At 56.0% G+C, this 26,310-nt stretch carries 31 protein-coding genes, 1 other RNA gene and 1 riboswitch; of the genes, 7 read left to right on the top strand and 25 right to left on the bottom strand.

All coding sequences use genetic code 11. The features are described from left to right. From LD28_RS0117260 to lfgB, 3 genes are read right to left on the bottom strand one after another with little or no spacing between them, the layout of a single operon-like run. Nucleotides 1-708, bottom strand: a complete 708-nt coding sequence (locus tag LD28_RS0117260; RefSeq protein ID WP_033138160.1) for a flagellar hook assembly protein FlgD — start codon at nt 706-708, stop codon at nt 1-3. Nucleotides 709-711: 3 nt separating this feature from the next. Beyond that, nucleotides 712-1,137: a lateral flagellar basal body rod protein FlgCL gene (gene flgCL / locus LD28_RS0117265; protein ID WP_033138161.1), complete on the bottom strand. Its 426-nt coding sequence runs from the start codon at nt 1,135-1,137 to the stop codon at nt 712-714. A gap of 2 nt (nt 1,138-1,139) precedes the next feature. Next, nucleotides 1,140-1,529 carry a lateral flagellar basal body rod protein LfgB gene (gene lfgB / locus LD28_RS0117270; protein WP_033138162.1) on the bottom strand — a complete coding sequence of 130 codons (390 nt, stop codon included), beginning with the start codon at nt 1,527-1,529 and terminating at the stop codon, nt 1,140-1,142. A gap of 50 nt (nt 1,530-1,579) precedes the next feature. On the opposite strand from lfgB, the gene flgA reads away from it, so the two are divergent. The 3 genes from flgA (at nt 1,580) to LD28_RS0117285 (ending at nt 3,174) form a co-directional block, all read left to right on the top strand. Further along, a complete protein-coding gene (gene flgA / locus LD28_RS0117275; protein WP_167334788.1) occupies nt 1,580-2,380 on the top strand; it encodes a flagellar basal body P-ring formation chaperone FlgA in 801 nt (266 codons plus the stop codon). 78 nt (nt 2,381-2,458) lie between these two features. After that, entirely contained in the window at nt 2,459-2,734 is a 276-nt protein-coding gene (flgM, locus tag LD28_RS0117280) for a flagellar biosynthesis anti-sigma factor FlgM (RefSeq protein ID WP_033138163.1), read from the top strand. Then, nucleotides 2,731-3,174, top strand: coding sequence for a flagellar protein FlgN (locus tag LD28_RS0117285; protein WP_033138164.1), 444 nt, complete (start codon nt 2,731-2,733; stop codon nt 3,172-3,174). Before flgM ends, LD28_RS0117285 begins: the two co-directional genes overlap by 4 nt. Before the next feature lie 14 nt (nt 3,175-3,188). Here LD28_RS0117285 and lfiJ read toward each other — a convergent pair whose 3' ends face one another. The 16 genes from lfiJ to rsmI form a co-directional block, all read right to left on the bottom strand. After that, the gene (gene lfiJ / locus LD28_RS0117290; RefSeq protein WP_033138165.1) at nt 3,189-3,602 is read right to left on the bottom strand and encodes a lateral flagellar protein LfiJ; all 414 of its coding nucleotides are present in this window, start codon (nt 3,600-3,602) and stop codon (nt 3,189-3,191) included. 9 nt (nt 3,603-3,611) lie between these two features. Continuing rightward, nucleotides 3,612-4,943 carry a lateral flagellar FliI-like assembly ATPase LfiI gene (lfiI, locus tag LD28_RS0117295; protein ID WP_033138166.1) on the bottom strand — a complete coding sequence of 444 codons (1,332 nt, stop codon included), beginning with the start codon at nt 4,941-4,943 and terminating at the stop codon, nt 3,612-3,614. Then, complete coding sequence (lfiH, locus tag LD28_RS0117300; RefSeq protein WP_033138167.1) at nt 4,936-5,628, bottom strand: lateral flagellar assembly protein FliH; 693 nt, start codon at nt 5,626-5,628, stop codon at nt 4,936-4,938. Before lfiH ends, lfiI begins: the two co-directional genes overlap by 8 nt. Before the next feature lie 12 nt (nt 5,629-5,640). Next, the gene (fliGL, locus tag LD28_RS0117305) at nt 5,641-6,669 is read right to left on the bottom strand and encodes a lateral flagellar motor switch protein FliGL (RefSeq protein ID WP_033138168.1); all 1,029 of its coding nucleotides are present in this window, start codon (nt 6,667-6,669) and stop codon (nt 5,641-5,643) included. Then, nucleotides 6,656-8,398, bottom strand: coding sequence for a lateral flagellar M-ring protein FliFL (gene fliFL, locus LD28_RS0117310; RefSeq protein WP_167334789.1), 1,743 nt, complete (start codon nt 8,396-8,398; stop codon nt 6,656-6,658). Before fliFL ends, fliGL begins: the two co-directional genes overlap by 14 nt. An 8-nt stretch (nt 8,399-8,406) precedes the next feature. Beyond that, nucleotides 8,407-8,736, bottom strand: a complete 330-nt coding sequence (gene lfiE, locus LD28_RS0117315; protein WP_033138169.1) for a lateral flagellar hook-basal body complex protein LfiE — start codon at nt 8,734-8,736, stop codon at nt 8,407-8,409. Nucleotides 8,737-8,746: 10 nt separating this feature from the next. Then, nucleotides 8,747-10,123 carry a lateral flagellar response regulator transcription factor LafK gene (gene lafK / locus LD28_RS0117320; RefSeq protein WP_050514360.1) on the bottom strand — a complete coding sequence of 459 codons (1,377 nt, stop codon included), beginning with the start codon at nt 10,121-10,123 and terminating at the stop codon, nt 8,747-8,749. A gap of 142 nt (nt 10,124-10,265) precedes the next feature. Then, nucleotides 10,266-10,353: riboswitch (cyclic di-GMP riboswitch) on the bottom strand. A 185-nt stretch (nt 10,354-10,538) separates the two neighbouring features. Beyond that, a complete protein-coding gene (gene lfhA / locus LD28_RS0117325; protein WP_033138170.1) occupies nt 10,539-12,614 on the bottom strand; it encodes a lateral flagellar biosynthesis protein LfhA in 2,076 nt (691 codons plus the stop codon). A 3-nt stretch (nt 12,615-12,617) separates the two neighbouring features. Beyond that, nucleotides 12,618-13,754 (bottom strand): flagellar biosynthesis protein FlhB, encoded by a 1,137-nt coding sequence (gene flhB / locus LD28_RS0117330; protein ID WP_033138171.1) that lies wholly within the window; start codon nt 13,752-13,754, stop codon nt 12,618-12,620. Beyond that, nucleotides 13,751-14,533, bottom strand: coding sequence for a lateral flagellar biosynthetic protein LfiR (gene lfiR, locus LD28_RS0117335; protein WP_033138172.1), 783 nt, complete (start codon nt 14,531-14,533; stop codon nt 13,751-13,753). The genes flhB and lfiR overlap by 4 nt, the downstream gene beginning before the upstream one ends. Beyond that, the gene (gene fliQ / locus LD28_RS0117340; protein ID WP_033138173.1) at nt 14,530-14,799 is read right to left on the bottom strand and encodes a flagellar biosynthesis protein FliQ; all 270 of its coding nucleotides are present in this window, start codon (nt 14,797-14,799) and stop codon (nt 14,530-14,532) included. Before fliQ ends, lfiR begins: the two co-directional genes overlap by 4 nt. Nucleotide 14,800: 1 nt before the next feature. After that, on the bottom strand, nt 14,801-15,535 hold the full coding sequence (gene fliP / locus LD28_RS0117345) for a flagellar type III secretion system pore protein FliP (protein ID WP_033138174.1): 735 nt from the start codon (nt 15,533-15,535) through the stop codon (nt 14,801-14,803). Next, the gene (gene lfiN / locus LD28_RS0117350) at nt 15,535-15,912 is read right to left on the bottom strand and encodes a lateral flagellar motor switch protein LfiN (RefSeq protein WP_033138175.1); all 378 of its coding nucleotides are present in this window, start codon (nt 15,910-15,912) and stop codon (nt 15,535-15,537) included. The genes fliP and lfiN overlap by 1 nt, the downstream gene beginning before the upstream one ends. An 8-nt stretch (nt 15,913-15,920) precedes the next feature. Beyond that, on the bottom strand, nt 15,921-16,793 hold the full coding sequence (lfiM, locus tag LD28_RS0117355; RefSeq protein ID WP_167334790.1) for a lateral flagellar motor switch protein LfiM: 873 nt from the start codon (nt 16,791-16,793) through the stop codon (nt 15,921-15,923). 227 nt (nt 16,794-17,020) lie between these two features. Further along, nucleotides 17,021-17,407: RNase P RNA component class A (gene rnpB, locus LD28_RS22005), an RNA gene on the bottom strand. Between the two features lie 157 nt (nt 17,408-17,564). After that, nucleotides 17,565-18,398 (bottom strand): 16S rRNA (cytidine(1402)-2'-O)-methyltransferase, encoded by an 834-nt coding sequence (gene rsmI / locus LD28_RS0117360; RefSeq protein ID WP_033138176.1) that lies wholly within the window; start codon nt 18,396-18,398, stop codon nt 17,565-17,567. A gap of 199 nt (nt 18,399-18,597) precedes the next feature. On the opposite strand from rsmI, the gene LD28_RS0117365 reads away from it, so the two are divergent. Genes LD28_RS0117365 through dolP form a run of 4 tightly spaced genes read left to right on the top strand, consistent with a single transcriptional unit; the run spans nt 18,598 to nt 21,884 of the window. Further along, nucleotides 18,598-20,388: a penicillin-binding protein activator gene (locus tag LD28_RS0117365; RefSeq protein WP_033138177.1), complete on the top strand. Its 1,791-nt coding sequence runs from the start codon at nt 18,598-18,600 to the stop codon at nt 20,386-20,388. After that, nucleotides 20,330-20,701, top strand: a complete 372-nt coding sequence (locus tag LD28_RS0117370; protein WP_033138178.1) for a YraN family protein — start codon at nt 20,330-20,332, stop codon at nt 20,699-20,701. Before LD28_RS0117365 ends, LD28_RS0117370 begins: the two co-directional genes overlap by 59 nt. A gap of 9 nt (nt 20,702-20,710) precedes the next feature. Then, nucleotides 20,711-21,301: a D-sedoheptulose-7-phosphate isomerase gene (locus LD28_RS0117375; RefSeq protein WP_033138179.1), complete on the top strand. Its 591-nt coding sequence runs from the start codon at nt 20,711-20,713 to the stop codon at nt 21,299-21,301. 4 nt (nt 21,302-21,305) lie between these two features. Then, the gene (gene dolP / locus LD28_RS0117380) at nt 21,306-21,884 is read left to right on the top strand and encodes a division/outer membrane stress-associated lipid-binding lipoprotein (protein ID WP_033138180.1); all 579 of its coding nucleotides are present in this window, start codon (nt 21,306-21,308) and stop codon (nt 21,882-21,884) included. Nucleotides 21,885-21,926: 42 nt separating this feature from the next. On the opposite strand, the gene LD28_RS0117385 is transcribed toward dolP, so the two are convergent. From LD28_RS0117385 to rpsI, 6 genes are all read right to left on the bottom strand, one after another. Further along, a complete protein-coding gene (locus LD28_RS0117385; RefSeq protein ID WP_033138181.1) occupies nt 21,927-22,352 on the bottom strand; it encodes a ClpXP protease specificity-enhancing factor in 426 nt (141 codons plus the stop codon). Further along, nucleotides 22,349-22,978, bottom strand: a complete 630-nt coding sequence (sspA, locus tag LD28_RS0117390; RefSeq protein ID WP_005336279.1) for a stringent starvation protein SspA — start codon at nt 22,976-22,978, stop codon at nt 22,349-22,351. Before sspA ends, LD28_RS0117385 begins: the two co-directional genes overlap by 4 nt. Nucleotides 22,979-23,065: 87 nt before the next feature. Continuing rightward, nucleotides 23,066-23,800, bottom strand: a complete 735-nt coding sequence (locus LD28_RS0117395; RefSeq protein WP_033138182.1) for a cytochrome c1 — start codon at nt 23,798-23,800, stop codon at nt 23,066-23,068. Next, a complete protein-coding gene (locus tag LD28_RS0117400; RefSeq protein WP_033138183.1) occupies nt 23,797-25,014 on the bottom strand; it encodes a cytochrome b in 1,218 nt (405 codons plus the stop codon). The genes LD28_RS0117395 and LD28_RS0117400 overlap by 4 nt, the downstream gene beginning before the upstream one ends. Before the next feature lie 2 nt (nt 25,015-25,016). Next, a complete protein-coding gene (gene petA, locus LD28_RS0117405; RefSeq protein ID WP_033138184.1) occupies nt 25,017-25,607 on the bottom strand; it encodes a ubiquinol-cytochrome c reductase iron-sulfur subunit in 591 nt (196 codons plus the stop codon). A 295-nt stretch (nt 25,608-25,902) separates the two neighbouring features. Next, nucleotides 25,903-26,295, bottom strand: a complete 393-nt coding sequence (rpsI, locus tag LD28_RS0117410) for a 30S ribosomal protein S9 (protein ID WP_005336286.1) — start codon at nt 26,293-26,295, stop codon at nt 25,903-25,905. Nucleotides 26,296-26,310 lie beyond the last annotated feature (15 nt).

A 26,310-nucleotide genomic window follows, 5' to 3' on the forward strand; every position in this document is an offset into this window, starting at 1 on the left:
TTACACTGATTTGCCGAACTGGATTGCACTGAACAGCGGGACATCGCCCACGCCAGCAACCTGCAGCATGATTTCACCCGTACCGGGCAGGGCCACACGTTCCACCTTGCTCGCTACATAATTTTTGGTCGCCACCGGGGTCTTGCCTGTCGACGCCTTGACCTCGAAGCTGTATTCCCCGGCAGGAAGGGGGGGCAGCTCATAATCCAGCGATTCCCCCTGGCTTTCCCCCCAGCTCTGGCTGGCCACCAGCACGCCATGCTGGTCATACACCTTGAGATCAACCTGCTCCGCCACACCTTGCAGCTCGATTTGACCGCGGATTTTCTGCTCTTGCTGCTGCGTGAGGGTTTTGCTCGGCACCATGACCTCTTTGTCAACCAGTGCGGTACTCTGCAACACCTGCTGGGTGTCCATCTTGTTGTTGGTCTGGAGCTGAATCTTTTTCAGCCCCTCTACCCCTTCCACCATGCTGAACTGGGCAAGCTGGGCCACGTATTGGGCGCCATCAAGAGGGTTGGTGGGATCCTGGTTCTGGATCTGCGCCACCATCATCTGCAGGAATTCATTGCGCAACTGCATGCCACCATTCTGGTTGCCCTCCGCCCCCTGAGTCGCCCCCTTGTCATTGCTGGCGATCCTGGGATCAGTAGCTGCCTGAGCGGTTCCACGAGCCGTATCCAGGCTGCTGATCTGCGGCAAACTCATGACTTAGACCCCCTGACCAAGGCGCAACAAACCTTGCTGCATGCTGTTGATCCGGTTGATCACTTCCACCGAGGTCTCAAAACCGCGGGAAGCACTCATCATGTCAGCCATCTCTTCCACCGCATTGACGTTGGAGTAGTAGACAAAGCCATCCTGATCGGCCATCGGGTTGGTCGGCTCCAGCCGTTTCTCGACCTGGCGATCGGACTGCACGATGCCTGCGACTTGTACCGATGCAGCTCCGAGGCCATCGGCATCCTGAATATTCTGATAGAGGGTGGAAAAGACCGGCTTGATGGCACGGAAAGCGGCATCTTCACTGGCGGCAGCGCTATCCACGTTGGCCAGGTTGGAAGCAACTGTATCCAGCCGCACTGTCTGGGCTCGCATTGCGCTGCCCGCGATGTCATAAATCTTGTTAAACGACATGATTAACGGCCCTCGATCGCCTTGGCGATCCCGGTAAGTTTCATATTGAGGAAGGTGAGGCTGGTCTGGAAATCAGTGGCATTGTTGGCAAACTTGCCCTGCTCTACACCCAGCTCAGCCGTGTTGCCATCCATGGATACCTGATAAGGAATGCGATACAGGGGGTGACGTATATCATCACGCATAGCTCCCTGGCTGATGGCCTGACTCTCGTCCCCGGCGGCAACTTGCTGCGCGACACGCCCCAGAATCGTCTTATAATCGACGTCCCGGGCCAAATAGCCCGGTGTATCCACGTTAGCCAGATTTCCCGCCAGAATACGTGCCCGTTCAGCCCTGACATCCAGGGCATAAGGGTGTACCCCGAGGGCGCTGTCAAATGAGATACTCATGCTTCATCCTTTATCTATCACTCAGACCGAGATGTTCCTTATCAAGACTCATGCCAATCATGAAAATGCCTAATTTCAAACAGTTACAACACATCACTCCCCTCAAAACAGCGAGGAGTGAGGAAGTACGACTTCCTGTGTGGAAATTGGCCGGTGCGCTTTGGTTGCTATCAGGTGGGCTGGCTCATGGCACGCCACAAGCACCCAGCGCCATACTGGAACAGTTGCTGGAACAGGATGCCCGCCAGAGTCTTGATGACTACATGCAGCAACAGGGATGGCCTGCGACAACCGGCGAGTTTCGCGTCTGGCTTGCCCCTGCGGCCGACCACCTCCCCCCCTGTGCGTCAAGCAACCTCTCGCTACAGGCTGGTGGCCAATATCGACAACCCTGGGGACGCCGTCCCTATCTCATCGAGTGCGCAGATCCCGCCTGGCAGGTGCGGGGGCGGGTTGAAGTGTCATTGCTATTGCCGGTCTGGGTTGCCGCACGAGATATCGCGAAGGGCCACGCCATCGGCGCCAGCGACCTGATAGAAAAAGAGGTGGATGTCAGCCGCATACAACGCGGATTCATCCCGAGCAATCGATCCCTGCGGGGACATAAAAGCAATCGGCATCTGAGAACTGGACAGCTCATCGGTGAGCTTGATTTGCAGAAGAGCTGGTCGGTCAAACAGGGGGAGGGTGTGCTTATCCGCGCCGGGGAAGGTGAGTTCTCCGCGACGACCCGGGGTGAAGCACTCGAAAATGGTGGAATAGGTGACGGGATCAGAGTTAAAAATCTTAGCTCTGGCAAACAGATTCAGGCATGGGTGATTGATACCGGGGAAGTTGAAACCCGTTTTTGAGCACGGACCGCAATATGATTCAAGTTGACCAAATCTTGGGTCGCTTGTCATATAAGTAGACCATCAGGAATAAACGTTATGAAAATTACCCGTACTGACTCTCTCTATATCCAGAACCAGCCAGGTCGCAAGCAGGACGCGGCGACCAAGCAAACCGCCAAGCCGGCACCGCAAGCTGATGCCTTGATCAGCGGCACGGCCCAGTCAGTTGCCAAAGCGCGCAGCCAGCTGGCAGTGACCCCGGATGTCGACATGGACAAGGTCAACGAGATCCGCAAAGCCATCCGCGAAGGCTCGCTGGCGATCGATCTGGATGCGCTGGGCCAAGCCATTCTGGATACGCATCGCCGATGAGTGGGGGTGCCAAAGCCACCGTCAAGGCATTGCTCCTCGGTATCCAGCAGGATAACAGTCACTATACAGAGCTCACCGCATTGCTGCTTCGCCAGCATGCGCTGCTGGCCAGCCATGATGTCGATGGTCTGCAAGTCCATAACGAACAGCAGACCGCGCTGATGGCCAAGGTGACACAACAGGCAAAATTGCGTTGCCATCAACTGCAGGCATTGGGACTCAAACCCGATGAGAAGGGGATGGCAACCCTGATTGCCAAGTTGCCACTCCCCCTGCGCACCACCGTGGCCAACCAGTGGCAACAGCTTGAACAGCTGCTGCACCAGTGTCTGCGCCAGAATGAGTTCAATGGTCGCCTGCTGGCTGGCCAGATAGAGACCATTCACTCACTGCTGGGACAAGATTCGGGTTATCGCGACCCGAACAGCATCACGGATTAACCCTCACCATCCCCTTACTCTCTGCTGGTCAAGTGGCGCAAGCTGGCCAGCTCGTCCATCTGTCGCTGATCCCGCCGTTCCTGCAGTTGACGAGCCAGACCATCACGTCTGGCCAGCAAGAGTTCCAACCCCTTGACCCGTCCAAACTGCCGGACCAGCTCCCCTTCATGGCGCTCAAGGTCCAGTCTGGCCAACGCCGATTGCTGCACCTGATGGGAGAGCAAACGGCGCAACTGGCCATCCATCTTTTGCTTGTTCTGCCATAGCAACGGATGAAACTGGTCGGAACCGGGCCGCAGCGAGGCGATGACATCCTGCAATTTTTGCGCGCGTTGCTCTTCCCGCAACGCCAGCTCCCGCAAGCGCTGACGCTCCGAGCCAAGACTCTCAAGCGCTTCCTGTTGCAACCCCAGATAAGACTTCAGCATAACGAATCCTTACCCCTGCCCCAGCACCTGCTTGAGACCGACCATTACCTGTTCAAAGGCCATCTCTTCATGCAACCCCTGCTGCAAGAACGCAGCAATCCCCGGATAACGCTGAACAGCTTCATCCATCTGCGGGTCAGCCCCCGGCTGATAACCCCCCAGCGGCAACAACTCCCGTACCTGCTGGTAGCGCCCCCACAACTGGCGCAACGTCACCGCCAACTGTTGCCATTCGGCAGGCACGACCTGTGGCATGACCCGACTCACCGAGGCTCCGATATCGATAGCGGGATAGTGCCCCTCTTCCGCCAGACGGCGGGTCAATACGATATGACCATCGAGAATGGCGCGCGCCGCATCGACCACCGGATCCTGCTGATCATCCCCTTCCGCCAGCACGGTATAAAAGGCACTCAGGCTGCCATCCGGATGTGTGCCGTTACCGGCACGTTCCACCAGCTGGGTCAGCATGCTGAATACCGAGGGCGGATAGCCCCTGGTCGCCGGGGGCTCACCGATGGCAAGCGCAATTTCACGCTGTGCCTGGGCATAACGGGTCAGGGAATCCATCAGCAACAGCACATCCTGCCCCTGCTCACGGAAATACTCGGCAATCCGGTGGCATAGCTGGGCGGCTCGTAATCGCATCAGCGGCGATTGATCGGCAGGCGCCGCAATGACCACGGCGCGAGCCAGACCTTCGGCACCCAGACTGTGTTCGATGAATTCGCGCACCTCACGGCCCCGCTCACCAATCAGACCCACCACCACAATCTGGGCGGCGGTATTACGGGTCATCATGCCGAGCAACATACTCTTGCCGACACCCGAGCCAGCAAACAGGCCCAAACGCTGACCCTTGCCGACCGTCAGCAGACCATTGATGGCGCGGATACCCACATCCAGTGGCTCACGTACCGGGGTTCGCAACAGGGGATTTGGCGGAAGCGCAAACAGAGGCACGCTGTCACCGGCCTCCGGTAACGGCCGCCCGTCGAGCGGCTGCAGCAACCCATCGAGCACCCGCCCCAAAAGATGGGGGCCGATCCGAACCGTCTCTTCACCATCGATCGGTTCAACCTGTGCGCCAGCATAGAGTCCGCTCATCGGCTGCAGCGGCATCAGGTAAGAGATATCCCGGTTAAAACCGACTACCTCGGCCAGCAGGGGGGCGCCACCTGCCGTGCTGACACGGCAACGTTGCCCCATCACCAGCTGGCAACCGACAACCTCCAGGGTCAGGCCGGTCACTCGCACCAACCTGCCATAACGACGAAACGCGGGCAACTCATCCAGATTGTCCAGCGCACTGGTCAGTGCCTGCTGCAGGGCATCATGCATCTTGTAGCACTTCCAGTGAACTGTTGAGCTGTTCGATACAGGTTGCCAAGCGGGCGCTGGTATTCACCTCGACCACTGCCGCACTGGTTTCGATGCGGGCATCGCCCACCCCGAGCGCAGCATCAACTTGCAATGGCCACCCTTCACAGCGAGTGACCCCCTGCTCGGCAAGCCGTTGCTTGTCCTCTTCGTTGAGGTAGATAACCAACGCTTCCGATTCGGCAGGCAGAGTGGCCAGTGCCTGCTCGACCTGATGCAACACTTGCTGTGGGTTAAGGGTGAACTCCGCCATGATGACCCGTTTGGCCACCTGCGCCACCAGTTGGGCCAGCAACTCCTTCTGCTGAACCATCCGGGCCCGACTCAGCGATTCCCACTGCGCCTGCAGCTTGGCAAACGGTGCCATCGCCTGCTCAAAGGCTGCTCGCCCCTCCGCAAGACCCTGAGCAAAACCGCGGGTTTGTCCCTGCTGCAATCCGGTACTCTCCCCCTCCTGCAGACCGCTGCTCAATCCCTGCTGATAACCGGACTGATAGCCTTCATCATGTCCCTGCTCCAGTCCCTGCTGGTAACCATATTCAAACTGTTCCTGCTGACTCTGGGCCTCTTCCCCACTCTGACCCAGAGCAGGGAAACGGTATAGTCGGGGCACGCCAGGCACCAATTTACGCACATTGTGACTCATACGTGCCTCCTGTTAGCTGACGGTGGGCTCTTCGAACAACTGGAACTCGATCTCGCCCTGCTGCACCATTTCGCGCACCAGTTGCATGACCTCTTCTCGCGCCTGCTCGACCTTGCGTAAAGAGACGCTGCCCTTGTCCTGGATCTGTTCGTCCAGAGCCTGAGCCATCCGCTTTGGCATGGCGCCCATAATAACTTTGCGGAAACTGGTGTCGGTGTTCTTGAGGGCCAACGCCAGCAGTTCGCCTGGCAGCTCCTGCACCAGCCGCCGCAGGGTCTCGTCGGGCTGACGACGCAGCGCCATGAAGTCGAACATATTCTTCTCTATCTTCTGCGCGACCTCATCATCGTGTTCGCGCAGCAGTGAAAGCATCTGCTCTTTGTCACCCTGATAGCGGTTGAGGATATCGGCCACCTGTCGCACCCCGTCCACCTTGGCACCTGATTGATCCGCCACATAGGCGAGACAACGCTCCAGTGTCAACCTGAGCTCTCCCAGCACATGTTCACTGACACTGCTGAGGCCAGCGACGCGCACCAACAGATCGTCATGCACCGAACCGGGCAACGCATCAAGCACGGCAGACGCCGTCTGGGGAGGCAAAAATGCCAGCAGCACAGCCTGCATCTGGGGATGCTCATTGCGGAAGAAGCGGGCCAATACATCGGCAGGGACCCATTGCAAACGCTGGATATCCTGGCTCATCACATCGCCATACAGGCTGTCGAGCAGACTGCGGGAGAGCCGTTGACCCAACGCAAGATCCAGCGTCTGTTCCAGATACTCCCGCGAAGCACTGCCAATCCCGCTCTGCTCGCGGTATTGATTGAAAAACTGTTGCAACGTCCATTTCGCCTCGATCGCACTGACCCCCGAGAGGACAGCCATCTGGGAGATCAACCGCTGCACCTCGTCGCGGGAGAGCTTTTGCATCACCTTGGCAGCAGACTCGGTCCCCATGCTCAGCAGCAAAATGGCGGCCTTTTCAAGGTTGTCGATCTCGATATCGACGGCACTCTGATTCATGTTAACGCTGTTCATTGCTGCTCACCCACGCTCTGACAACCTCCGCCACCCGGGCGGTATCTTTTTCAACCAGCAACTGCAAATGCTTGAGTTGCACCTCCAGTTCAGATCCCGGCTCTGGCAGTGATGCCATATCCAGCGAAGAGAACTGTGGCTCTGCCCTGTTATCCGCCCGGATCAGGCCATTTGACAGTGCTGCAGCCAGATGAGTGTCATCGTCACTACGAATGGACAACCCAACCGTCGGCTCCAGCTCTTCATCCGCCTCATTGACTTCCATATCCGGCTGTTGCTGGGTACGGACCAAATGTTTCACCAACGGACGAATACCGAAGAAGACCAGCGTCAGGCCAAGCAAACCGCCGACCAGATAACGCAAGGAGTCTTGCCAGTACGTGCTTTCCCACCAGCCGGATTCGGGTGCAACTACCGGTACCGCGCCATTGAAATCAAAGGCCTGCAGACTGAGCTGATCCCCGCGCGTCTCGTCGAAACCGACCGCACGCTCCACCATCTGACGGATCTGTGCCAGTTGCTCGGCACTCCAGCCACCTTTGGGCGCTATCTGCTGGTTCAGCAGAATGGACACGTTAATTCGCTCCAAACGTCCCTGTTGGTAACGGGTGTGCACTATGGTGCGACTGTTTTCGTATTGCTTGCTGGCCTCCTGACGCTCGGTGCGAGTGTCATTGTGTTGTGAGACTTCGTTACCTTTGGCTGTACCGGCCTTTTCATCCGTTGGCGCCGTCTCGGGCGGACGGTTGGAGAGCGCACCTGGGATCCCCATCGCCAACGCATCGACCGTCTTGTCCGATTTGTTTGACTCACTAGTCACCACACCCTGCGGATCAAGCTGCTGCTGGGTCTCTTCAACGGCGTTGAAGTTAACGTCTGCCGCAATCTGCACCTTGAAATTGGGACTGCCCAGCATGGGGTAGAGCATGTCGTTGGCACGCTGGCGGATGTATTGCTCCAGCTTGCGGACATACTCCATCTGCTGGACGCTCTGCTTGCCAAAGCCTGCCTTGTCACCCAATTCGGCGCTCAGCAGCTGACCGGCTTGATCCACCACAGTGACGGCACCGGGCTTCATCCCCGAAATGCTGCCCGCGACCAGATTGGCGATCGCCTCGACCTGGCCTGTCTCGATGGATTGGCCCGGTTGCAGGTCGAGCATCACTGACGCACTGGGTTTCTCCTCATCGCGCCCCACAAACAAGGTGCGTTTCGGGATAGCCAAATGGACGCGGGCACTGCGCACCGCATCCAGCGCGATGATCGTTCTGGCCAATTCACCTTCCAGGGCATGGCGATAACGTGCCCCTTCCATAAATTCGCTGGTGCCCAAGCCGGTTACGTTGTCCAGACCTTCCAGGCCGGATGGCATGGCGGCACGCACACCTCGTGCGGCCAGCGCCATTCGCACATGAGCCAGCTGACTCTCTGGCACCAACACCTGACCGGTGCTCTTTTCCAAACGGAAAGGCACCTGCTCCTTCTCCAGCAACTCCATGATGTTGGCGGTATCGTATAGCTCCTGCTTGCCATACAAGGGGACATAGTTTTTGCTAGAGGTCCACAGGATCACCACAATGGTGCCAGCGACAATCGCCGCCAATAGAGCAATCGTCAGGATCGATTTGTTGTCACGGGACAGAGTGCGCCAGTTGCGCAGCCCCTCCTGAAATTTGATCTTGAGCGAATCGGAGGCAGTCCCCTGATGGGATGTTACAAGTTCAGTCATCAGTTACCTCAGAGCGGCATGCGCATGATGTCGTCAAAACCGGTCATCAGCTTGTTGCGCACCTGCATCAAGGCTGAAAAACTCAGGCCCGCTTTCTGACTCGCCACCATGGCGCCCACCAGATCGTCACTCTGCCCGGCATCGACGGATGCCATCATTTTTGAGGCAATATTCTGCTGTTCATTTACGCGCCCGACCACATCGTGCATGGCATCTGAAAACGATGCTTCCGATACATCGCTATTGGATTCGATAGAAGGAGTCTGACTGGCGACACGTTGCATCTCCTGCATCTGTTGCAGTAGCGCCACCTGAGATGGCATCATTTGAATCTTCACTATATTGTCCCTATGCTTGAATCTGCTGTTCAATGTCAATGCCGTTCTCACGCATCGCCGCAAGCTTGTAACGCAATGCTCGGGTCGTCATGCCCAAAGCATCGGCTGTACGGGTACGATGGCCACGAAAGCGGCGCAAGGTCTCTAATACAAATTGGAATTCGGCATTCCGACGGGTTTCACTTAACCCCTCAGGAACATGCCATGCGTCTAATGTCACAGTTTCTGGCTCAATGATACAATGCGGTAACATCAAATCGACGGCTTGAATATGCAAACCACGCGCCATAATTAATGAGCGTTGAATGACATTATCAAGTTCTCGCACATTTCCTGGCCACTCATACGACAACAATAACTGACAGGCACGCTCACTCAGGCGATAACCCGGCTGGGATGCATAGCGCTCAATAAAGTAGGTGGCCAGGGGAATGATATCGTCAGGCCGTTCACGCAGGGCTGGCCAGCTCACTGGTAATACATCGAGACGATAGAAAAGATCTTCCCTAAATAGGCCATCAGCGACCAATCTGCGCAGATCTTTATTACTGGCAGCAATGATTCTGACATCTAGAAAAATAGTTTGATTACTGCCAAGGCGCTCAACTTCTTTCTCCTGCAAAACCCTTAATAATTTTGCTTGAAGGTTCAAAGGGAGCTCAGATATTTCATCCAGCAACAGGGTTCCCCCCTGTGCCAATTCAAACTTGCCCGGTTGGGCGGAGGCAGCTCCGGTAAAGGCGCCTTTATTGTGGCCAAAAAGAATCGACTCCAGCATGGCTTCTGGAATAGCTGCACAGTTAATAGCCACAAATGGCTTTTCTGCCCTGGCTGACATGTCATGAATATAACGTGCCAACCGCTCTTTACCGGTACCGGATTCCCCACCAATGAGAATGGTGGCAGACGTTTTAGCCGCTCGTCGAGCCAACTGCAACACCTGCAGACTCATGGGAGAAACGGCGATCAAATTGGGGATCGCCTGACGAAGGCGCAAGGCACCACGCACCGTATCCAGCAGTTGCTGCTGGCCGAAAGGTTTAACAATATAGTCGATGGCGCCGGCACACATCGCCTCCGCAGCAATCTCGGCCTGATGCTCATTGACCATAATGACACAATCGAGCCCATCAAACTCACGTAAAATACGTGGCCCAAGCTCAGTCATTGAATCCATATCAAGCAAAATCAAATTTATATTATTGCCTGCAATAATATTCCTTGATTGTTTGACTGAATTCACACTGGATACATAATAGCCCTCTTCCGATAGAATGGTTTTGATATTATTATCATCAGCCGTCGTAGGCTGCATCAATAATATATGTGGAGTAATACTATGACTACACAACCCGTGAGTTGTATTTATAGGTAATCCAGAAAACATAGGAATCTGACACCTGCGACTGTGGATAAAACAATCAATCGATCAATGTGAAGAGTCAGAATCATGAACGCTATACAAGATCGCACTGAATCAACAGTGCGATCCTATATCGATGTTGTAACAAGGATATGTCTAAATACACCTTGGTAACCCCGCTATCATTAGCTTTCCCGCTTTTAGACCGGAGGCTTTGCGTCCTGACTTTTCAGTTCAGTTTGCCATTATCATGTGATAGTCCATCTCTGGACGGCACGACCAAATTTTACAATTGGTCGTTGAATACACACTCATTGTTATAAACAATATTATTGACTTAACACTGCGTCAATAATAGTCACATCATATAATATCTATTCGGCAATTCAAGCGGAAGTGCGGAAAAAACACTTCCATTCAGGATATATATTCACAGTAATTAACCGAGTGTACCAATCACCTCCACCCGTAACTCTTCGGGAATTTCATTATATGAGAGAACTTTGAGACCCTTTGCAAATGATCGAGCATAACGAGCCATCAACGGCCTTAGCTGCGGCATGACGACCAGAACCGGTGCATTACCCATCTGCTGCAACTGTTCCTTCACCAGCGGCATATTCTGCTGCAATTGAGCCAGCAGTTGCGGATCGACAGGGAAGCTATCCAGCTGGATCTTTCCTTGCTGCTGCGACTGATTCATCGCGGCCAATAGCGTCTGCTCGAGTCGATCATCCAGCGTAAATGTGGCTAACACATCGCGATTGCCAATCGCCTGCCGGACAATCTGTCGCTTCAAGGCACAGCGGATATCGGATGCCAGCAATACCGGATCTTTGGTCAACTCGCTCGCATCCAGCAGCGTCGTTGCAATGGTACGTATATCCGTCAGACTGACCTGATCCTTGAGCAATTGGCGAAAAACTCTCAATTGCTGGATCTGGGTCAATGCCAGATTGAGCTCTTCAGCAAGTCGAGGCGACTGACTGGCCAGATATTGGCCCAGCTTGCCAACCTCATCATGACCAAATAGGGCATCAAGTTGTTCACGCAACAACTTGCTGGCGTGAGTGGCAATCACGGTGGCCGAGTCCACCACCGAATAGCCGAGGTTCAGCGCTTTGGCCTTGTGCTCGGGGGAAATCCAGACCGCACTCATGCCGTAGGCGGGATCCTGGGTCAACTCGCCATCCAGTACCCCATAGGTTTCACCACTGCTGATCGCCATCAAACGCTGACAATCCACATTCCCCATGGCCAAAGCAACCCCGGACAACTTGATCCGGTACTGATCCGGCTGTAACTGCAGATTGTCGCGCACCCGGATCTCGGGCAGCAGAAAACCATACTGCTCAGAGAGGGTTTTGCGGATCCCCCGTACCCGGGCAAGCAATTCTGCACCTTTATCCGCTTCAGCCAGTGGTACCAGACGATAACCCAGCTCAATGGCGACCGTGTCTACCGGCGGCAAGTCCTGCCACTCCAGACCCTGCGGTTCAGGCTGAATCATTTGGCGAGTCAGCTCTTGTGCAGCATCCAGATCCGGCGCATTCACTGCTCGCTTACTGACACTCCAACCGGTCCAGGCCAGCACGGCAGCGAAACTGAGGAACGCCAACATCGGCATGCCGGGTACCAGACCCAGGATCAGCATGATGGCTGCCGAGGTATAGATGACACGAGGTGATGCCAGGATCTGCTGGCCAACCTGATCCGCCATCTCCCCCTCATCACTGACCCGAGTCACGATGATAGCGGCAGCTGTCGACATCAGCAGGGACGGGATCTGGGCAACCAGACCATCACCAATGGTCAGCAGGGCATAGCGCTGGAATGCTTCGGCGACGGGCAAGGCATGCTGGAAGATACCAATGGCCAAACCACCCACCAGGTTGATGATCAGCACCAACAGGCCCGCGATGGCATCACCACGAACGAACTTGGAGGCGCCGTCCATCGCGCCATAGAAGTCCGCTTCTCGCGCGATCTCCTCACGACGGGCACGGGCTTGATGTTGATCCATGGTGCCGGCATTCAAATCGGCATCGATGGCCATCTGTTTGCCAGGCATGGCATCCAGGGTGAAGCGGGCGGATACTTCCGAAATGCGTTCACCACCCTTGGTGATCACCACAAAGTTGATGACCATCAGGATCACGAAGACCACCAGACCGACGACATAGTTGCCACCGATCACCACCTCACCGAATGCCTGAATCACCTTACCGGCCGCTTCATGCCCTTCGTGACCATGCAACAACACCACTCGGGTCGAGGCCACGTTCAGCGACAAACGCATCAAGGTTGCGACCAGCAACACGGTAGGGAATACGGAAAAATCGAGCGGTCTGCGGGCCGAGACGGATACCAGCAATACCAGCACCGCCAACACGATGTTGAAGGTAAATAGCGCATCCAGCAGCCAACCGGGCAGAGGCAGGATCATCATGGCCAGAATGGCCAATAACATCAGCGGAATTGCGGTATAGGATTGGGTTAATACACGCCAGTTCACAACTTACCTCTCAGGTTGACGTAACTCGGGCGGGACATATAACGGAGCAAGAGGGGTTGGTTTCCTCCCCTGCCCTGCCTCATACGCCCTTAACTGCAATACATGGTTCAATACATAGGCTACCGCCGTGTACAGCCCTGCGGGAACTTCCTGATCCACCTTGGTCGAGTGATAGATGGCTCGCGTCAATTCAGGCAAGCTCATCACCATCTTGTCATGCTGCTTGGCAACCTGACGGATCCGTTCGGCCATGCTGTCGACCCCCTTGGCAATGACAAAGGGGGCATTGGCACGGGCCGCATCATATTTTATGGCCACCGCATAATGGGTCGGGTTCACGATGATCACATCGGCCTGCGGCACCCGCAGTTCGATGCGAGCCCGAGCCAACATCCCCTGAACCTGGCGGATCCTGGCCTTGATCTCGGGACGACCTTCGCTGTTCTTGTGCTCATCCTTGACCTCCTGCTTGGTCATTCTGAGCTGCTTGTTGAGCGACCAACGCTGATAAGGCACATCAAGGACGGCAATCAGCATCTGCACGCTCCCCAGCAGGATGAATGCCTGGGAGAGGATCCGTAGCGCCTGTTCGAGGGCCGCCTGAGGTGGCATCCGGTTCATCATCAGCAAGACGGGCCACTGATGATCCAACAACAACGCCAGCGTGCCGCCAATCAGCACCACTTTGAGCAGTGATTTCAGCAACTCCATCAGGCTACTCTTGGAGAACATGCGACCGAGTCCCTTCAGAGGGTTCATCTTCTCGCCACTGGGCAGCAGCTTTTTCCAGGTCAGCGCCATTCCACCAGGCACAATGCTGAGCAACACCAGTATCAGGGCCAGAAACCCGAACAGGGGCAACAGCACCCACAGCATGTTTATCAGGGCTTCACCCAGCCAGTGGAGCATCATTTGCGGATCACGGGCACCTTGCCAGTCAAAGCGCGAAGGACGCTTCATCAACTCGGCAAAAAACTGACCAAATCCTGGCACCATCCACTGCATCACCAATCCACCAAGCAGTAACAGACCGGCAGAACTGAGCTCTTTTGAACGGGCTATCTGCCCCTCATCTCTCGCTTTCTGCCGTTTCTGACTGGAGGCCTCTTCGGTTTTGTCCTGCGCACTGTGTTGACTCATGCCGGGGTCAAGGCTCGTAGTTGTTCAAGAACATGGGTCACCAGATCCAGATAACGGGAGGGCACACCACTGATAGAGAGCGCCATGGTGAGCAACCCCAGCAACAGGGTCATGGGAAAACCAAGGGAGAAGATATTGAGCGACGGGGCGGTCCGGTTCATTACCCCAAAGGTAAGGTTAACCATCAACATGGCAACAACGGCAGGCAGCGTCAGCAACAGTGCTGCCCCTATCGACCAGCCAAACAATCCAATAACACCGTTCATATCGAGCAAGTTCAGAGATGAGCCCGGCGGCCAGCTACGCAGGCTCTGCACCAGAATGTCCAGTACCACCAGGTGGCCATTCAGACCCAGAAAGAGCAACGCACAAAACACCATCATCACCTGGCTAATGATGGGGGCGGAATCGCCATTGACCGGATCATTCATCACCGCCATCGCCAGCCCCATCTGCATGGAAAGGATCTGCCCTGCCGTGGTCATCACCATATAGAGCAGTTGCACACAAAGACCAAACAACAACCCGAACATCAGTTGCTCGACGGCCAATATCAATGCCCCGGCACTAAAGGGATCGACTACCGGCATATCTTTCATCATGGGAGCAAGCAGCAGGCTGATAATAAAGGCCAGCATCAGGCGGACTTGTGCAGGAACCCGCGAATCCCCAAACACCGGCATCACCCAAAAGGCCATACCAATACGGATAAAGGGCCACCACCACTGTCCCAACCAGGCGGTCAGGTCGGCAGCACTGAGGGACAACAGCGAATTCATCCGATCAGCCCGGGAATTTTTAAAAAGAGATCCTGAAACAGTGTGGTGATTTGCGACAACAGCCAGTTACCCGTAAAGATCAGCGTCATCAAGGTCACGATAAAACGGGGGAGAAAGCTGAGTGTCTGCTCCTGGATCTGGGTGGCGGCCTGAAAAATACTGACCACCAAGCCCACAATAAGGCCCGGCACAATCAGCACCGAGACCATGGTCACCACCAGATTGACCGCACCACCGACCAAGGCAACGCTCTGTTCCGGGGTCATATCAGCCTCCTCCACCGAAGCTGGCGGCCAGAGTACCTACCGTCATCGACCAGCCATCTACCAGCACAAACACCATCAGTTTGAAGGGTAACGAGATGATCAAGGGAGATAGCATCATCATCCCCATCGCCATCAAGACGCTGGCGACCACCAGATCGATCACCAGAAAGGGGATAAACAGCATAAAACCGATCTGAAAAGCGGTATTCAACTCACTGAGTACAAACGCCGGCAATAACACACCAAAAGGAACATCTTCCTTGGCGACGGTTGTCGGTTCACCAGCAATGCGCAACATCTGCTCCAGATCCGGCTCTCGGGTCTGGGCCAACATAAAGGTTCGCAGTGGTTTTTCTGCCCGGGCAATCCCTTCTGACAGGGTTATCTTGTCCTGGTCATAAGGAACAAATGCATTCTGGTACATATCCGTCCAGACCGGACGCATGATCACCATGGTGAGGATCAGGCTGATGCCGATCAACACCCGGTTGGGAGGGCTCTGCTGCAAGCCAAGGGCCTGCCTCAATATGGCCAGTACGATGATGATCCGGGTAAAGCTGGTCATCATCAACAGCAGGGTCGGAAGCAGACCAAGCAGGGTCATGAAGAAGAGGATCTGCAACTTGATGTTGTAATCCTCTCCCCCCGCCGCACCCGGTGAAACCGAGAACAGGGTCATGTCCGCGCCCCAGCCGGGGAGCGAAAATAACAGCAGCGTCAGCAGCAGATAACGCATCAGTCGTCCATGCCACCCAGCAGATTGGTATCAATCACATCAACCAGACGCAGGCCATATTTACCGTTGACGACAACGACCTCCCCCTTGGCAAGCAGGCGACCATTGACCCGTACGTCCAGCGGTTCGCCCGCCAACTTGTCCAGCTCAATCACAGCCCCCTCTTCCACTCGCATCAAATCGCCGAGGGGGACTTCGGTGCTGGCCACTTCCAGCGTTACCTTGACTGGGATCTGGCGGAAAAAGGAGAGATCCCGCTGCTTGCTGCTACTGGTAGGAGCCATATAGTCTGCCGCGCTGGGCATGCTGATGTCGTCACCAAACAGTTGATCCAGTCCATCCAGATCCAGCGGATCATTCATATTGTGTTCGTTCATGATTCGATTTACTCCTCTACAACCGTCGCAACCTGATAGACCAGGCTGCCTTTGTGTTCTGCGATTCGTCCACTGAAGCAGGGACGGCTGCCAACCAATGCGGGTACCACTTCAGGAAGGTCCAGTGACAACACGTCCCCCACCTGGAGACACTCCAGATCGGCCAGCGTCATGGGCAGCTGTCCCATGACTACGCGCAAGCGCACAGGGATATGGGCCAAAACCTGCTCCAGCTGACCTGCCGGCAAGCTATGAATCACCGGAGAAATGGACTCCTCGGGAGGAAGCAGCCACATCTGCCACTGATGGGTACAGTGACCGGCCTGCAAGGTGGCGACAGTGGTCCACAGTTGACCTGCAGCCAGGGAATCCTGCGGCACGACATGCAACTGCCACTTCAAATCCCCCAACCCGAGGCTGGCCGACCAAATATCAACCTGATACTGGCAAAGCCGTAACAACAATCGTTGCTCGGTATCGCTCAGCCCTTTGCCAGACTGAACGGGGTCCTCTTTTTGCTGCAAAGTGCCGCCAAAAAAGAGGACTGCCAGGCGATAGATAACCAGAGGTGCGATCGAGAAATAGACGGCACCCTGTGGTTCCAGTGGCGATCTCGCCTCTACCCAGATATGGCTTTCGGCAACCTCAGCCAAACTGGAAGAAGCAAACTCGCCATAGTTCAGTTCGCAGTCAGCACTGTTGAATAGCTGCGCCATACAACTTGCAGCCTGCTGGAAAAATGTACTCAACTGGCTGTTAACCTGCTTCAAGCGGGCTTGATTAACCCGGTCGCAGCCTAACAGGTCATAATGAGGTAGGGTTCTGCCCCGCTCTGCATTGAGCAGCCGGGAAGGTGTGAGCATTGCGCTGCTTGATGACATTAAAAATCTACCTTAACCATTTCATCTCGCCTTACTGCTACGGGGACTCTCATCAGGCCAGCAGTGTGATAGATACAGACAGTCCAGCCGAGCTATAGCGACCAAGAAGGGTTAGAACTTTATTACAAATTCCAGAAAGCCGTTATGTAGGGCATTTAGGCGTAAAAAATAAAAATCCCGGTGCCGTTAGGCACCGGGATTTTGGCGTGATGAGTCACGCGGAATGAGGTCGGAGTCGGCCTGTAAGCCGGGTTCTGTACCGGGTTGCCCCGGGTAGCAATCATTCCTCTAGGCCAGCAATCGCTCGCTGGCTCAAGCAACCTACCCGCCCCCAACGCGGGCCGCGCCAATAGGGGCCTATTTGGTCTTGCTTCGGGTGGAGTTTACCGTGCCACGAACTGTTGCCAGTCGCGCGGTGCGCTCTTACCGCACCCTTTCACCCTTACCTGATCCCTTGCGGGCCATCGGCGGTCTGCTCTCTGTTGCACTGGTCGTGGGCTCACGCCCCCCAGGCGTTACCTGGCACCCTGCCCTATGAAGCCCGGACTTTCCTCCCCTCCGCCCGTCTGTCCCGAGGGACACAACGACGAAGCAGCGATTGCCCAGCCAACTCCGAGGCGCAGATTATAGCCTTGCGATATGTACGGGGTAAACCGGCAATTCCTGTTTACAGCCATTTATCTTGCTTCGCCCCCCAATTTACGGGCTTAACGCTCGTAACAACAGGAGATTGTGCTGGCCAAAAAGCAGTCAGCAGACCAATTTAACCGATTAATAGTGCTCGAGACCGTATTTGTAGAGGGCATTCTTCTTCACGCCGTGGATCTCGGCAGTCAGGGCTGCCGCTTTTTTCAGTGGCAACTCGGTCACCAGCAGTCCCAGGGTACGGATTGCCTCGGCTGGCAGCGCCTCTTCATCTTTAGAGGCGCCAGCCACCACCAACACAATCTCGCCGCGGCAGCGGTTGTCATCTTCACCGAGCCAAGTCAGCATTTCAGAGGCTGGCAAGCCGTGGATCGACTCAAAGGTCTTGGTCAGTTCGCGGCACACTACCACCTGACGCTCGCCGAGAATGCGAGCAATCGCTTCTACCGTATCCTGCACCCGGCGTGGCGATTCGTAGAACACCAGCGAGCGGGTATCTTCGATCACCGCTTGCAGCCGATCGTCACGGCCTTTGCTCTTGGCGGGCAGGAAGCCTTCAAACGCAAAACGATCGGTGGGTAGACCGGCCGCGCTCAAGGCAGTAATAGCGGCGCAGGGGCCAGGCAGCGGCACGACCTTGACCCCGGCCTCACGACAGCGGGTGACCAAGTGATAACCGGGATCGCTGATGAGCGGGGTGCCAGCATCGGAGACCAACGCGACACTCTTGCCCTCTTTTATCCGGCCGATCAGCACGTCAGCCTTCTGCTGCTCGTTGTGATCGTGCAGGGCGAAGGTCGGCACCGAGATTTGGTAGTGGCTGAGCAGGATACCGGTATGACGGGTATCTTCGGCTGCCACCAGATCGACACTGCGTAAAATGTCCAATGCACGCTGGGTGATGTCCGCCAAATTGCCGATCGGAGTGGGGACTATATACAGGGTTGGGATGTCACTCATGGGATCTCCGAGTGCCCCGACAATTGTGTCGCCATATTGGCCCGTTTACACTATGGGGAACTTCAACACTGGTCGGGGAATGAACTTGAACCGGGTTACAAAGCAGCTAAGTGTATCACGACTCTTCGGCATCATACTCGCGGCAGTACTGCTCGCCGCCTGTGCGTCGGAGCCCAATCAACCGTCAGGGCAGTCAGGCATGCCCTCTGCGTTCTCCAATCTGACCAAGAATGCCCAGTGGTATCTTGAGCAGGTGGACCCGGCCAAGCCGGCCGAAGCCTTTACCTGGCAGATGCTGGCGGCACGCAGCTATCTGGCGCTGGGCCAGGCCAAACCGGCCTCGGCACTGTTCCAGCAACTGCAGAAGCAGGCCAAGGACCCCGCCCAGAAGGCGCAGCTGCAACTGCTGCAAGCCCATCTGTTGCTGGCACAGGGCCACGCCAATCAGGCACTGATCCTGCTGGAAGGCAAACCCGAGGTGGTGCTGGATGCCGATACCCAGAAGGATTGGTATCGCCAGCGCGTCGTGCTGCAGCTCGATATCAACAACAAGTTTGGCGCAGCCAAGTCGTTGATTGCACTGGAGCCCTACCTCAATCAAAGCGAACAGGCCACCAACCATCAGCAGATCTGGTCGCTGCTCAAAAGCATGACCCCCTCCACCCTGCAAGCGCTGGAAGAGGCGCCGGCCCCTGACGTGACTACCGGCTGGTTGCGACTGGCGGCACTGGTCAACGAGTTTGGCGCCCAACCGAACCTGCTGGCCCGTCAGCTGGCTGGCTGGAAGCGCGACTTCCCCAACCATCCGGCCCAGAAAGATATGCCGGCAGGATTGGGCGATCTCGCGACCACCACTACCGGCACCTCGGTACAGCAGATTGCGGTGCTACTCCCTCTCTCCGGCAATCTGGAGCCACAAGGTGCCGCCATCCGCAACGGTATGCTGATGTCCTATAAGGAGAATCAGGGGCAATTTACCCTGAACTTCTACGATACCCAGAGCAAGTCGACCGGCGATCTTTACAAGCAGGCCATTCAGGAAGGGGCGGACATGATCATCGGCCCGCTGCTGAAAGACCGGGTCGAGGAGCTGCTCAAGGCCAATCCGACTGTGCCGGTGCTGGCGCTCAACGAGCTGGACAAGCCGATCGTCAACGACACCACCTACTACTTCTCTCTCTCTGCCGCTGCCGATGCCGCGCAGGCAGCCCAGCATCTTTACGCTCAGGGCTACCGCAAACCGCTGCTGATCGCCGCCCAAGGGCGGATCGGTTACAGCAGCATCAAGGCGTTCGAGCAGAGCTGGGCCACCCTGAGTCAGGAGAAGCCGGTCGTTGCCACCTTCGGTGCCCGCAACGAAGTACAGGGGATGGTCAAAAACGCCCTGAGCGGCCGCTCTACCGCCCGTGCTGGCGAGGTGGTGCAACTCTCTGATGCCGCACCGCGCAGCATAGATGCCGTTTATGTGGTGGCCAACAGCCTGGAAACCCGGATGATCAAACCCTACGTGGATGTCTCGGTCAATCCGATGGGCAGCCTGCCCATCTACACCAGCTCCCGTGGCTACGACAGCGCCGCCACCGAGGTCGCCTCCGAGCTCAACGGCATGCATATCGCCGACATGCCGCTGCTGCTTGGCGGCTACGAGAAGCAGCGCGAGCAGATTACCCTGCTCTGGCCACAGACCCAGGGTGACCTGCTGCGTCTGTTTGCCATGGGCTATGATGCCGTCAGCCTGGCTGAGAACCTGCAGCAGATGCGCAAGGTGGGTGGCATGCAGCAAGCTGGCATGAGCGGTCAGCTGAGCGTTGATGCCCAGGGCAATATTGTGCGGATGCTGAGCTGGGGCACTTACCAGAACGGCAAGCTGGTCGATGAGAACGCCGTTCAGCAACTGGAGGAGCCCTCCAATGAAGGAACTATGGAAACGGATGCGCCAGCAGTTGCCGAGCCTGTTCCCCTCACCAACGAGCAAGGGACAGCACTTTGAACAAGTCGCTGAACGCTGGTTGCAGGCCCAGGGCCTGCAACCGGTAGCTCGCAACTACCGCTGTCGTGGCGGCGAGATAGATCTCATCATGCACCAGGGCCAGACCCTGGTGTTTGTTGAGGTGCGCTACCGGGCCACCGGCAGCCATGGCGGGGCCGCCAGCTCGGTCACCCGCAGCAAACAGCACAAGATCATGCTGGCAGCGCGCCACTATTTGAAGCAACATGCCATCAACGAGGCCCATCAGGCCTGCCGATTCGATGTGATTGCGTTCGAGGGTGACCAGCCAGCCTGGATCCAGAACGCATTTTAAGAGGACCCTATGACTGACCGCATCAAAGAGAACTACACCGAAAGCATCCAGACCAAGATAGCCGCCGCCGAGGCGCTGCCGGATGCCATCCATACTGCAGCACAGATGATCACCATTTGCCTGCTCAATGGCCACAAGGTGCTGGCATGCGGTAACGGTCCTTCTGCCGCACTGGCGCAACTGTTCATCTCCGAGCTGGTCAACTGCTACGAGACCCAGCGCCCCTCCCTACCGGGCCTGGCGCTAACCGCCGATATGGCGACCATCAGCGCCATCGCCACCGACCACGGTTTTGAAGAGGTCTATGCCAAGCAGATCCGCGCACTGGGCCAGCCTGGTGACATCCTGGTGGTCATCACCACTTCCGGCCACAGCCGCAGCCTGATCAAGGCCGCTGAAGCTGCCCTCTCCCGTGACATGACCATCGTGGTGCTAAGCGGGGGGGACGGTGGCGAAATGGCGGGTCTGTTAGGTCCGAACGATGTCGAAATCCGCGTGCCATCCGCCCGCCGGCCTCGCATTCTGGAAGTGAACCTGTTGACCCTGCACTGCCTGTGTGATCTCATCGACCAGACACTTTTCCCGCAACAGGAAGATTGAAACCATGAACAAGCATATCCTCATTCTTGGCCTGCTGGCCGGCTCCCTGCTGCTGCAAGGCTGTGCAGCCGTAGTGGTAGGCGGAGCGGCCGGTACAGCCAAGGTTTCCGGCGACCGCCGTACCATGAGCGCCCAGTGGGACGATCAGGCCATCGAGCTGAAAGCCGCCAATTTGCTCGCTGACAACAAGCCACTCAGCGCTGCCAGCAAAATCAGCGTCTACAGCAACAACGGCCGGGTACTGCTGGTTGGCCAGACCCCCGCTGATGTCTACAAGCTGGAAGCTGGCAAAATTGTCGGGCGCATCGAAGGGGTCCGCCACGTCTATAACGAATTGCGCATCGGACAACCAGCCAGTTTCACCACCCGCAGCAATGACTCCTGGATCACCTCCAAGGTGAAAGCAGATATGTTCGGTACCAAGAACTTCGACAGCGCCAAGGTCAAGGTCGTTACCGAAAACAGTGAAGTGTTCCTGATCGGTCTGGTGACTCGTCAAGAAGGCGATCAGGCAGTGGAGATTGCCCGCCACGTCGATGGCGTGAAACGTGTTATCAAGGCCTTCGAGTTCGCCCAGAACTAGGTCAATCGGCATAAAAAAACGCAGCCAATCGGCTGCGTTTTTTTATTTGATCACTTTCAGGTTCGGACGACCGCTGGGACGCGGTGGTTCCGGCTCTGGCTCCACCGGCGCCTCGGCCTGCTCCAGCCAAATGTCATAACCGGGCTCAGGCGGGAACATGGTGCCCACGCCGTTCTCCCGGGCATGAATGGCCAAGACGGCCGCCATCGGGATATAGACCTGCTGGGAGACACCGCCAAAGCGGGCACTGAAGCTGATGGCTTCATTATCCATGTGAAATTGCATCACGGCACGGGGCGCGATGTTGAGCACAATCTGGCCATCCTGGGCAAACTGCATTGGCACCATCACATGGGGAATGTTGACGTTGACCACAAGATGGGGGGTCAGATCGTTGTCCAGCAGCCAGTCAAAGAACGCCCGTAACAAGTACGGGCGGCTCGGGGTCATTGTCGGTTCCATGCTCATACGCCAGCACGGATCTCGCGCTCGGCTTCGGTCAGGGAAGCCTGGAAGGATTCGCGCTCGAACAGACGAACCATGTAGGCCTTCAGCTCTTTGGCGCCACGACCGGTCAGGTCGATGCCAAGGCTCGGCAAACGCCACAACAGCGGGGCCATGTAGCAATCCACCAGACCGAACTCTTCGCTCATGAAATAGGGCATTTCACCGAAGATCGGCGCGATGGCCAGCAGGTTGTCACGCAGTTCGTTGCGCGCCGCTTCAGCATCGGTACCGGCCATGATCTTGTCGGCCAGCGAGTACCAATCCAGCTCGATGCGATGCATCATCAGACGGCTATTACCACGGGCAACCGGATAAACAGGCATCAGGGGCGGATGCGGGAAGCGCTCGTCCAGATACTCCATGATGATGCGTGAGGTATAGAGTGCCAGCTCACGATCCACCAGGGTCGGTACAGAGTTGTACGGGTTCAGCTCGGCCAGCTCATCCGGCAGATTGGCTGGGTCAACCTGGCAGATATCCACGCTAACACCCTTCTCCGCCAGGACAATACGCACCTGATGGCTGAACATATCGTTGGCACCGGAAAACAGCGTCATTACCGAACGCTTATTGGCAGCTACAGCCATTGAACCCTCCCGTCATAAAAAAGCAGAAACGGCAATGAAGCATCTTGGTCTTCATTGCCGTGCATTATATTACCCGGATCTGGTCGCTTAGTGAACGTCGCGCCAGAATTCCTTCTTCAACAGCACAGTGAAGATGAAGAAGATCACGATGAATCCAAGCACCCAGAAGCCCATGCGTTCACGCTCCTGTTGTACCGGTTCAGCCGAGTAGACCAAGAAGTTTACCAGATCCAGCACCGTCTGATCATACTCTTCGTTATTCATTTCACCATTGCCGTCAGATTTGATGCTGACAACCTGCTGGGTTTCCACCCCATCGACAGTATGAGTAGCAAACTCGGCACGCGGGGTTCCCTGCAGCGGCTCCAGTACATGGGGCATACCCACTGACGGGAACACCACGTTATTCACGCCGAATGGGCGGGTCGGATCCACATAAAACGAACGCAGATAGGTATAAATCCAGTCTGCACCACGCACACGGGCAACCAGCGTCAAGTCGGGAGGCGGCGCACCAAACCACTTGGCTGCATCCTTGTCATGTACCGAGTTCTCCATCAGATCGCCGATTTTGGCGCCATTGACGATCAGATTGGCAGACATCAGATCGGCCGGGATCCCCAGATCCTCAGCCACCCGGTTGTAACGCTGGTATTGGGTGCTGTGGCAACCAAAGCAGTAGTTCATGAAGGTGGTAGCACCACGCTGCAGGGACGCTTTGTCATTCTGGTCATAGTTGGCTTTGTCCAGATGCACGGCTCCGGTATTGGCAAACACCAGAGATGGCAGCAGGGTCAGCACTGCGAATATTATTCTTTTCATTTAAATGTCACCCTCTCCGGCAGCGGCTTGGTGCTTTCGTTCTTGCTATAGAAGAACAGCAGGACAAAGAACCCGAAATAACCCAAGGTACAGATCTGGGCAATCAGCGTCAGTGTCGGCGTCGATGGCAGCACCCCGAGGATCCCCAAGATGATGAAGCAGACCACAAACTGGGCAATGTTCAGCTTGTGCAGCGCACTGCGATAGCGAACCGAACGCACCTTGCAGCGATCCAGCCAAGGCAGCAGAAACAGCACAACGATGGAAAGCCCCATCATGATGACACCCAGCAACTTGTCGGGTACTGCACGCAGAATGGCGTAGAAGGGGGTGAAGTACCACACTGGCGCAATGTGTGCCGGTGTCTTCAGGCCGTTGGCCACTTCAAAGTTCGGCTTCTCGAGGAAGTAACCCCACATGTCCGGCTTGAAGAAGATGATGGCGCAGAACAAGAACAGGAAGCCCGCCACACCGATCATGTCCTTGACGGTGAAATAAGGGTGGAACGCCACCGCATCCAGCGGCCATCCGTTTTCGTCCTTGTGCTTCTTGATGTCGATACCATCCGGGTTGTTGGAGCCCACTTCATGCAGCGCAAGGATGTGCATGGCAACCAGCATCACCAGCACCAGCGGCAGCGCGATGACGTGCAGCGCGAAGAAGCGGTTCAGAGTCGCACCGGAGATCACATAGTCACCACGGATCCACAGGGTCAGATCGTCACCGATAACCGGAATCGCACCGAACAGCGAAATAATGACCTGAGCCCCCCAGAAGGACATCTGGCCCCAGGGCAGCAAATAGCCCATAAAAGCCTCAGCCATCAGCACCAGGAAAATCAGCATGCCGAAGATCCAGAGCAGCTCACGGGGCTTCTGATAGGAGCCATAGATCATGCCGCGGAACATGTGCATGTAGACCACGATGAAGAAGGCTGACGCGCCGGTGGAGTGCATGTAGCGCAGCAGCCAACCGTACTCGACATCCCGCATGATGTACTCCACAGAGGCAAATGCACCTTCGGCGGAGGGGTTGTAGTTCATGGTCAGCCAGATGCCGGTGATAATCTGGTTAACCAGCACCAACATGGCCAGCGAGCCGAAGAAGTACCAGAAGTTCAGGTTTTTCGGTGCCGGGTACTTGGCCATGTGGTCGTTGTACATGGCAGTGAGCGGGAAGCGATAGTCGATCCAGCCCATCAGTTTACTCAACATGGTCAGGCCTCCTTGCCATCGGCACCGACCAGAATGGTGGTGTCGCTAAGATATTGGTACGGCGGAATGACCAGGTTCAAAGGTGCTGGCACGCCCTGAAACACACGACCAGCCATGTCGAACTTGGAACCATGGCACGGGCAGAAGAAGCCGGATGTGACCCCCTGAACCTGCTCGCCAAAGTTGTCCGGCAAATAAGATGGCGAACAGCCCAAATGGGTACAAATACCGACCGCGACAAAGATCTCTGGTTTGATCGATCTGTAGCCGTTATGGGCATAATCGGGCTGTTGTGGCTCTTCAGATGAGGGATCCCGCAGCTTGTCATCATGTGTAGCCAGAGCATCCAGCGTCTGCTTGGTGCGCTTCACCACCCAGACAGGTTTGCCTCGCCACTCGACACGGATGAGCTGACCCGGTTCCAACTTGCTGATATCGACTTCAACCGGAGCACCGGCTGCTTTGGCCTTGGCACTCGGATTCCATGACTTTATAAACGGCACTGCGGTAAACGCAGCTCCTACCCCACCAACGGCAACCGTTGACCAGGTAAGAAATCTGCGGCGACCGGTATCAACTGGCGCATTGCTCATCCAAAAACTCTCCCATGTGGACTCCGCACATTCTTATAGTGTCCCTGTTCCCCATTTTTCCCGTGACAACAGCGGCGGAAGCTGGATTTACAATTGCCACAGAAAACAGGGGAAATTTTAAAGAAAAGATAACAACTTGACAAGAAAGAGAGGCGAGCAATGAAAACAATAAAGATACAATTTTTTGTCTTTTGTGACGCGTGGTTAGCATTGATGTCGGTAATGTTACCAATAAAAAAAGCCTGGCAGTTGCCAGGCTTTTTTGACACTCGAAAGAGTGAGTACAGAAAGCGAATTAACGCTTGGAGTACTGCGGACGCTTACGAGCTTTGTGCAGACCGACTTTCTTACGCTCAACCTTACGGGCATCACGAGTAACAAAGCCAGCTTTACGCAGTTCGGAACGCAGGGTTTCGTCGTACTGCATCAGAGCACGAGTAATACCGTGGCGGATCGCACCAGCTTGACCGGAGATGCCACCACCGTTAACGGTGATGTACAGGTCCAGTTTCTCGGTCATCTCAACCAGTTCCAGCGGCTGACGAACTACCATACGGGCAGTCGGACGGCCGAAGTACTGCTCCAGGGAGCGCTGGTTGATTACGATTTTACCGCTACCCGCTTTGATAAATACGCGAGCAGTGGAGCTTTTGCGACGGCCGGTACCGTAGTATTGATTTTCTGCCATGTTGCCAGTTCCCGA

The sequence above is a fragment of the Aeromonas finlandensis genome (genome assembly GCF_000764645.1).
GTDB lineage: Bacteria > Pseudomonadota > Gammaproteobacteria > Enterobacterales > Aeromonadaceae > Aeromonas > Aeromonas finlandensis.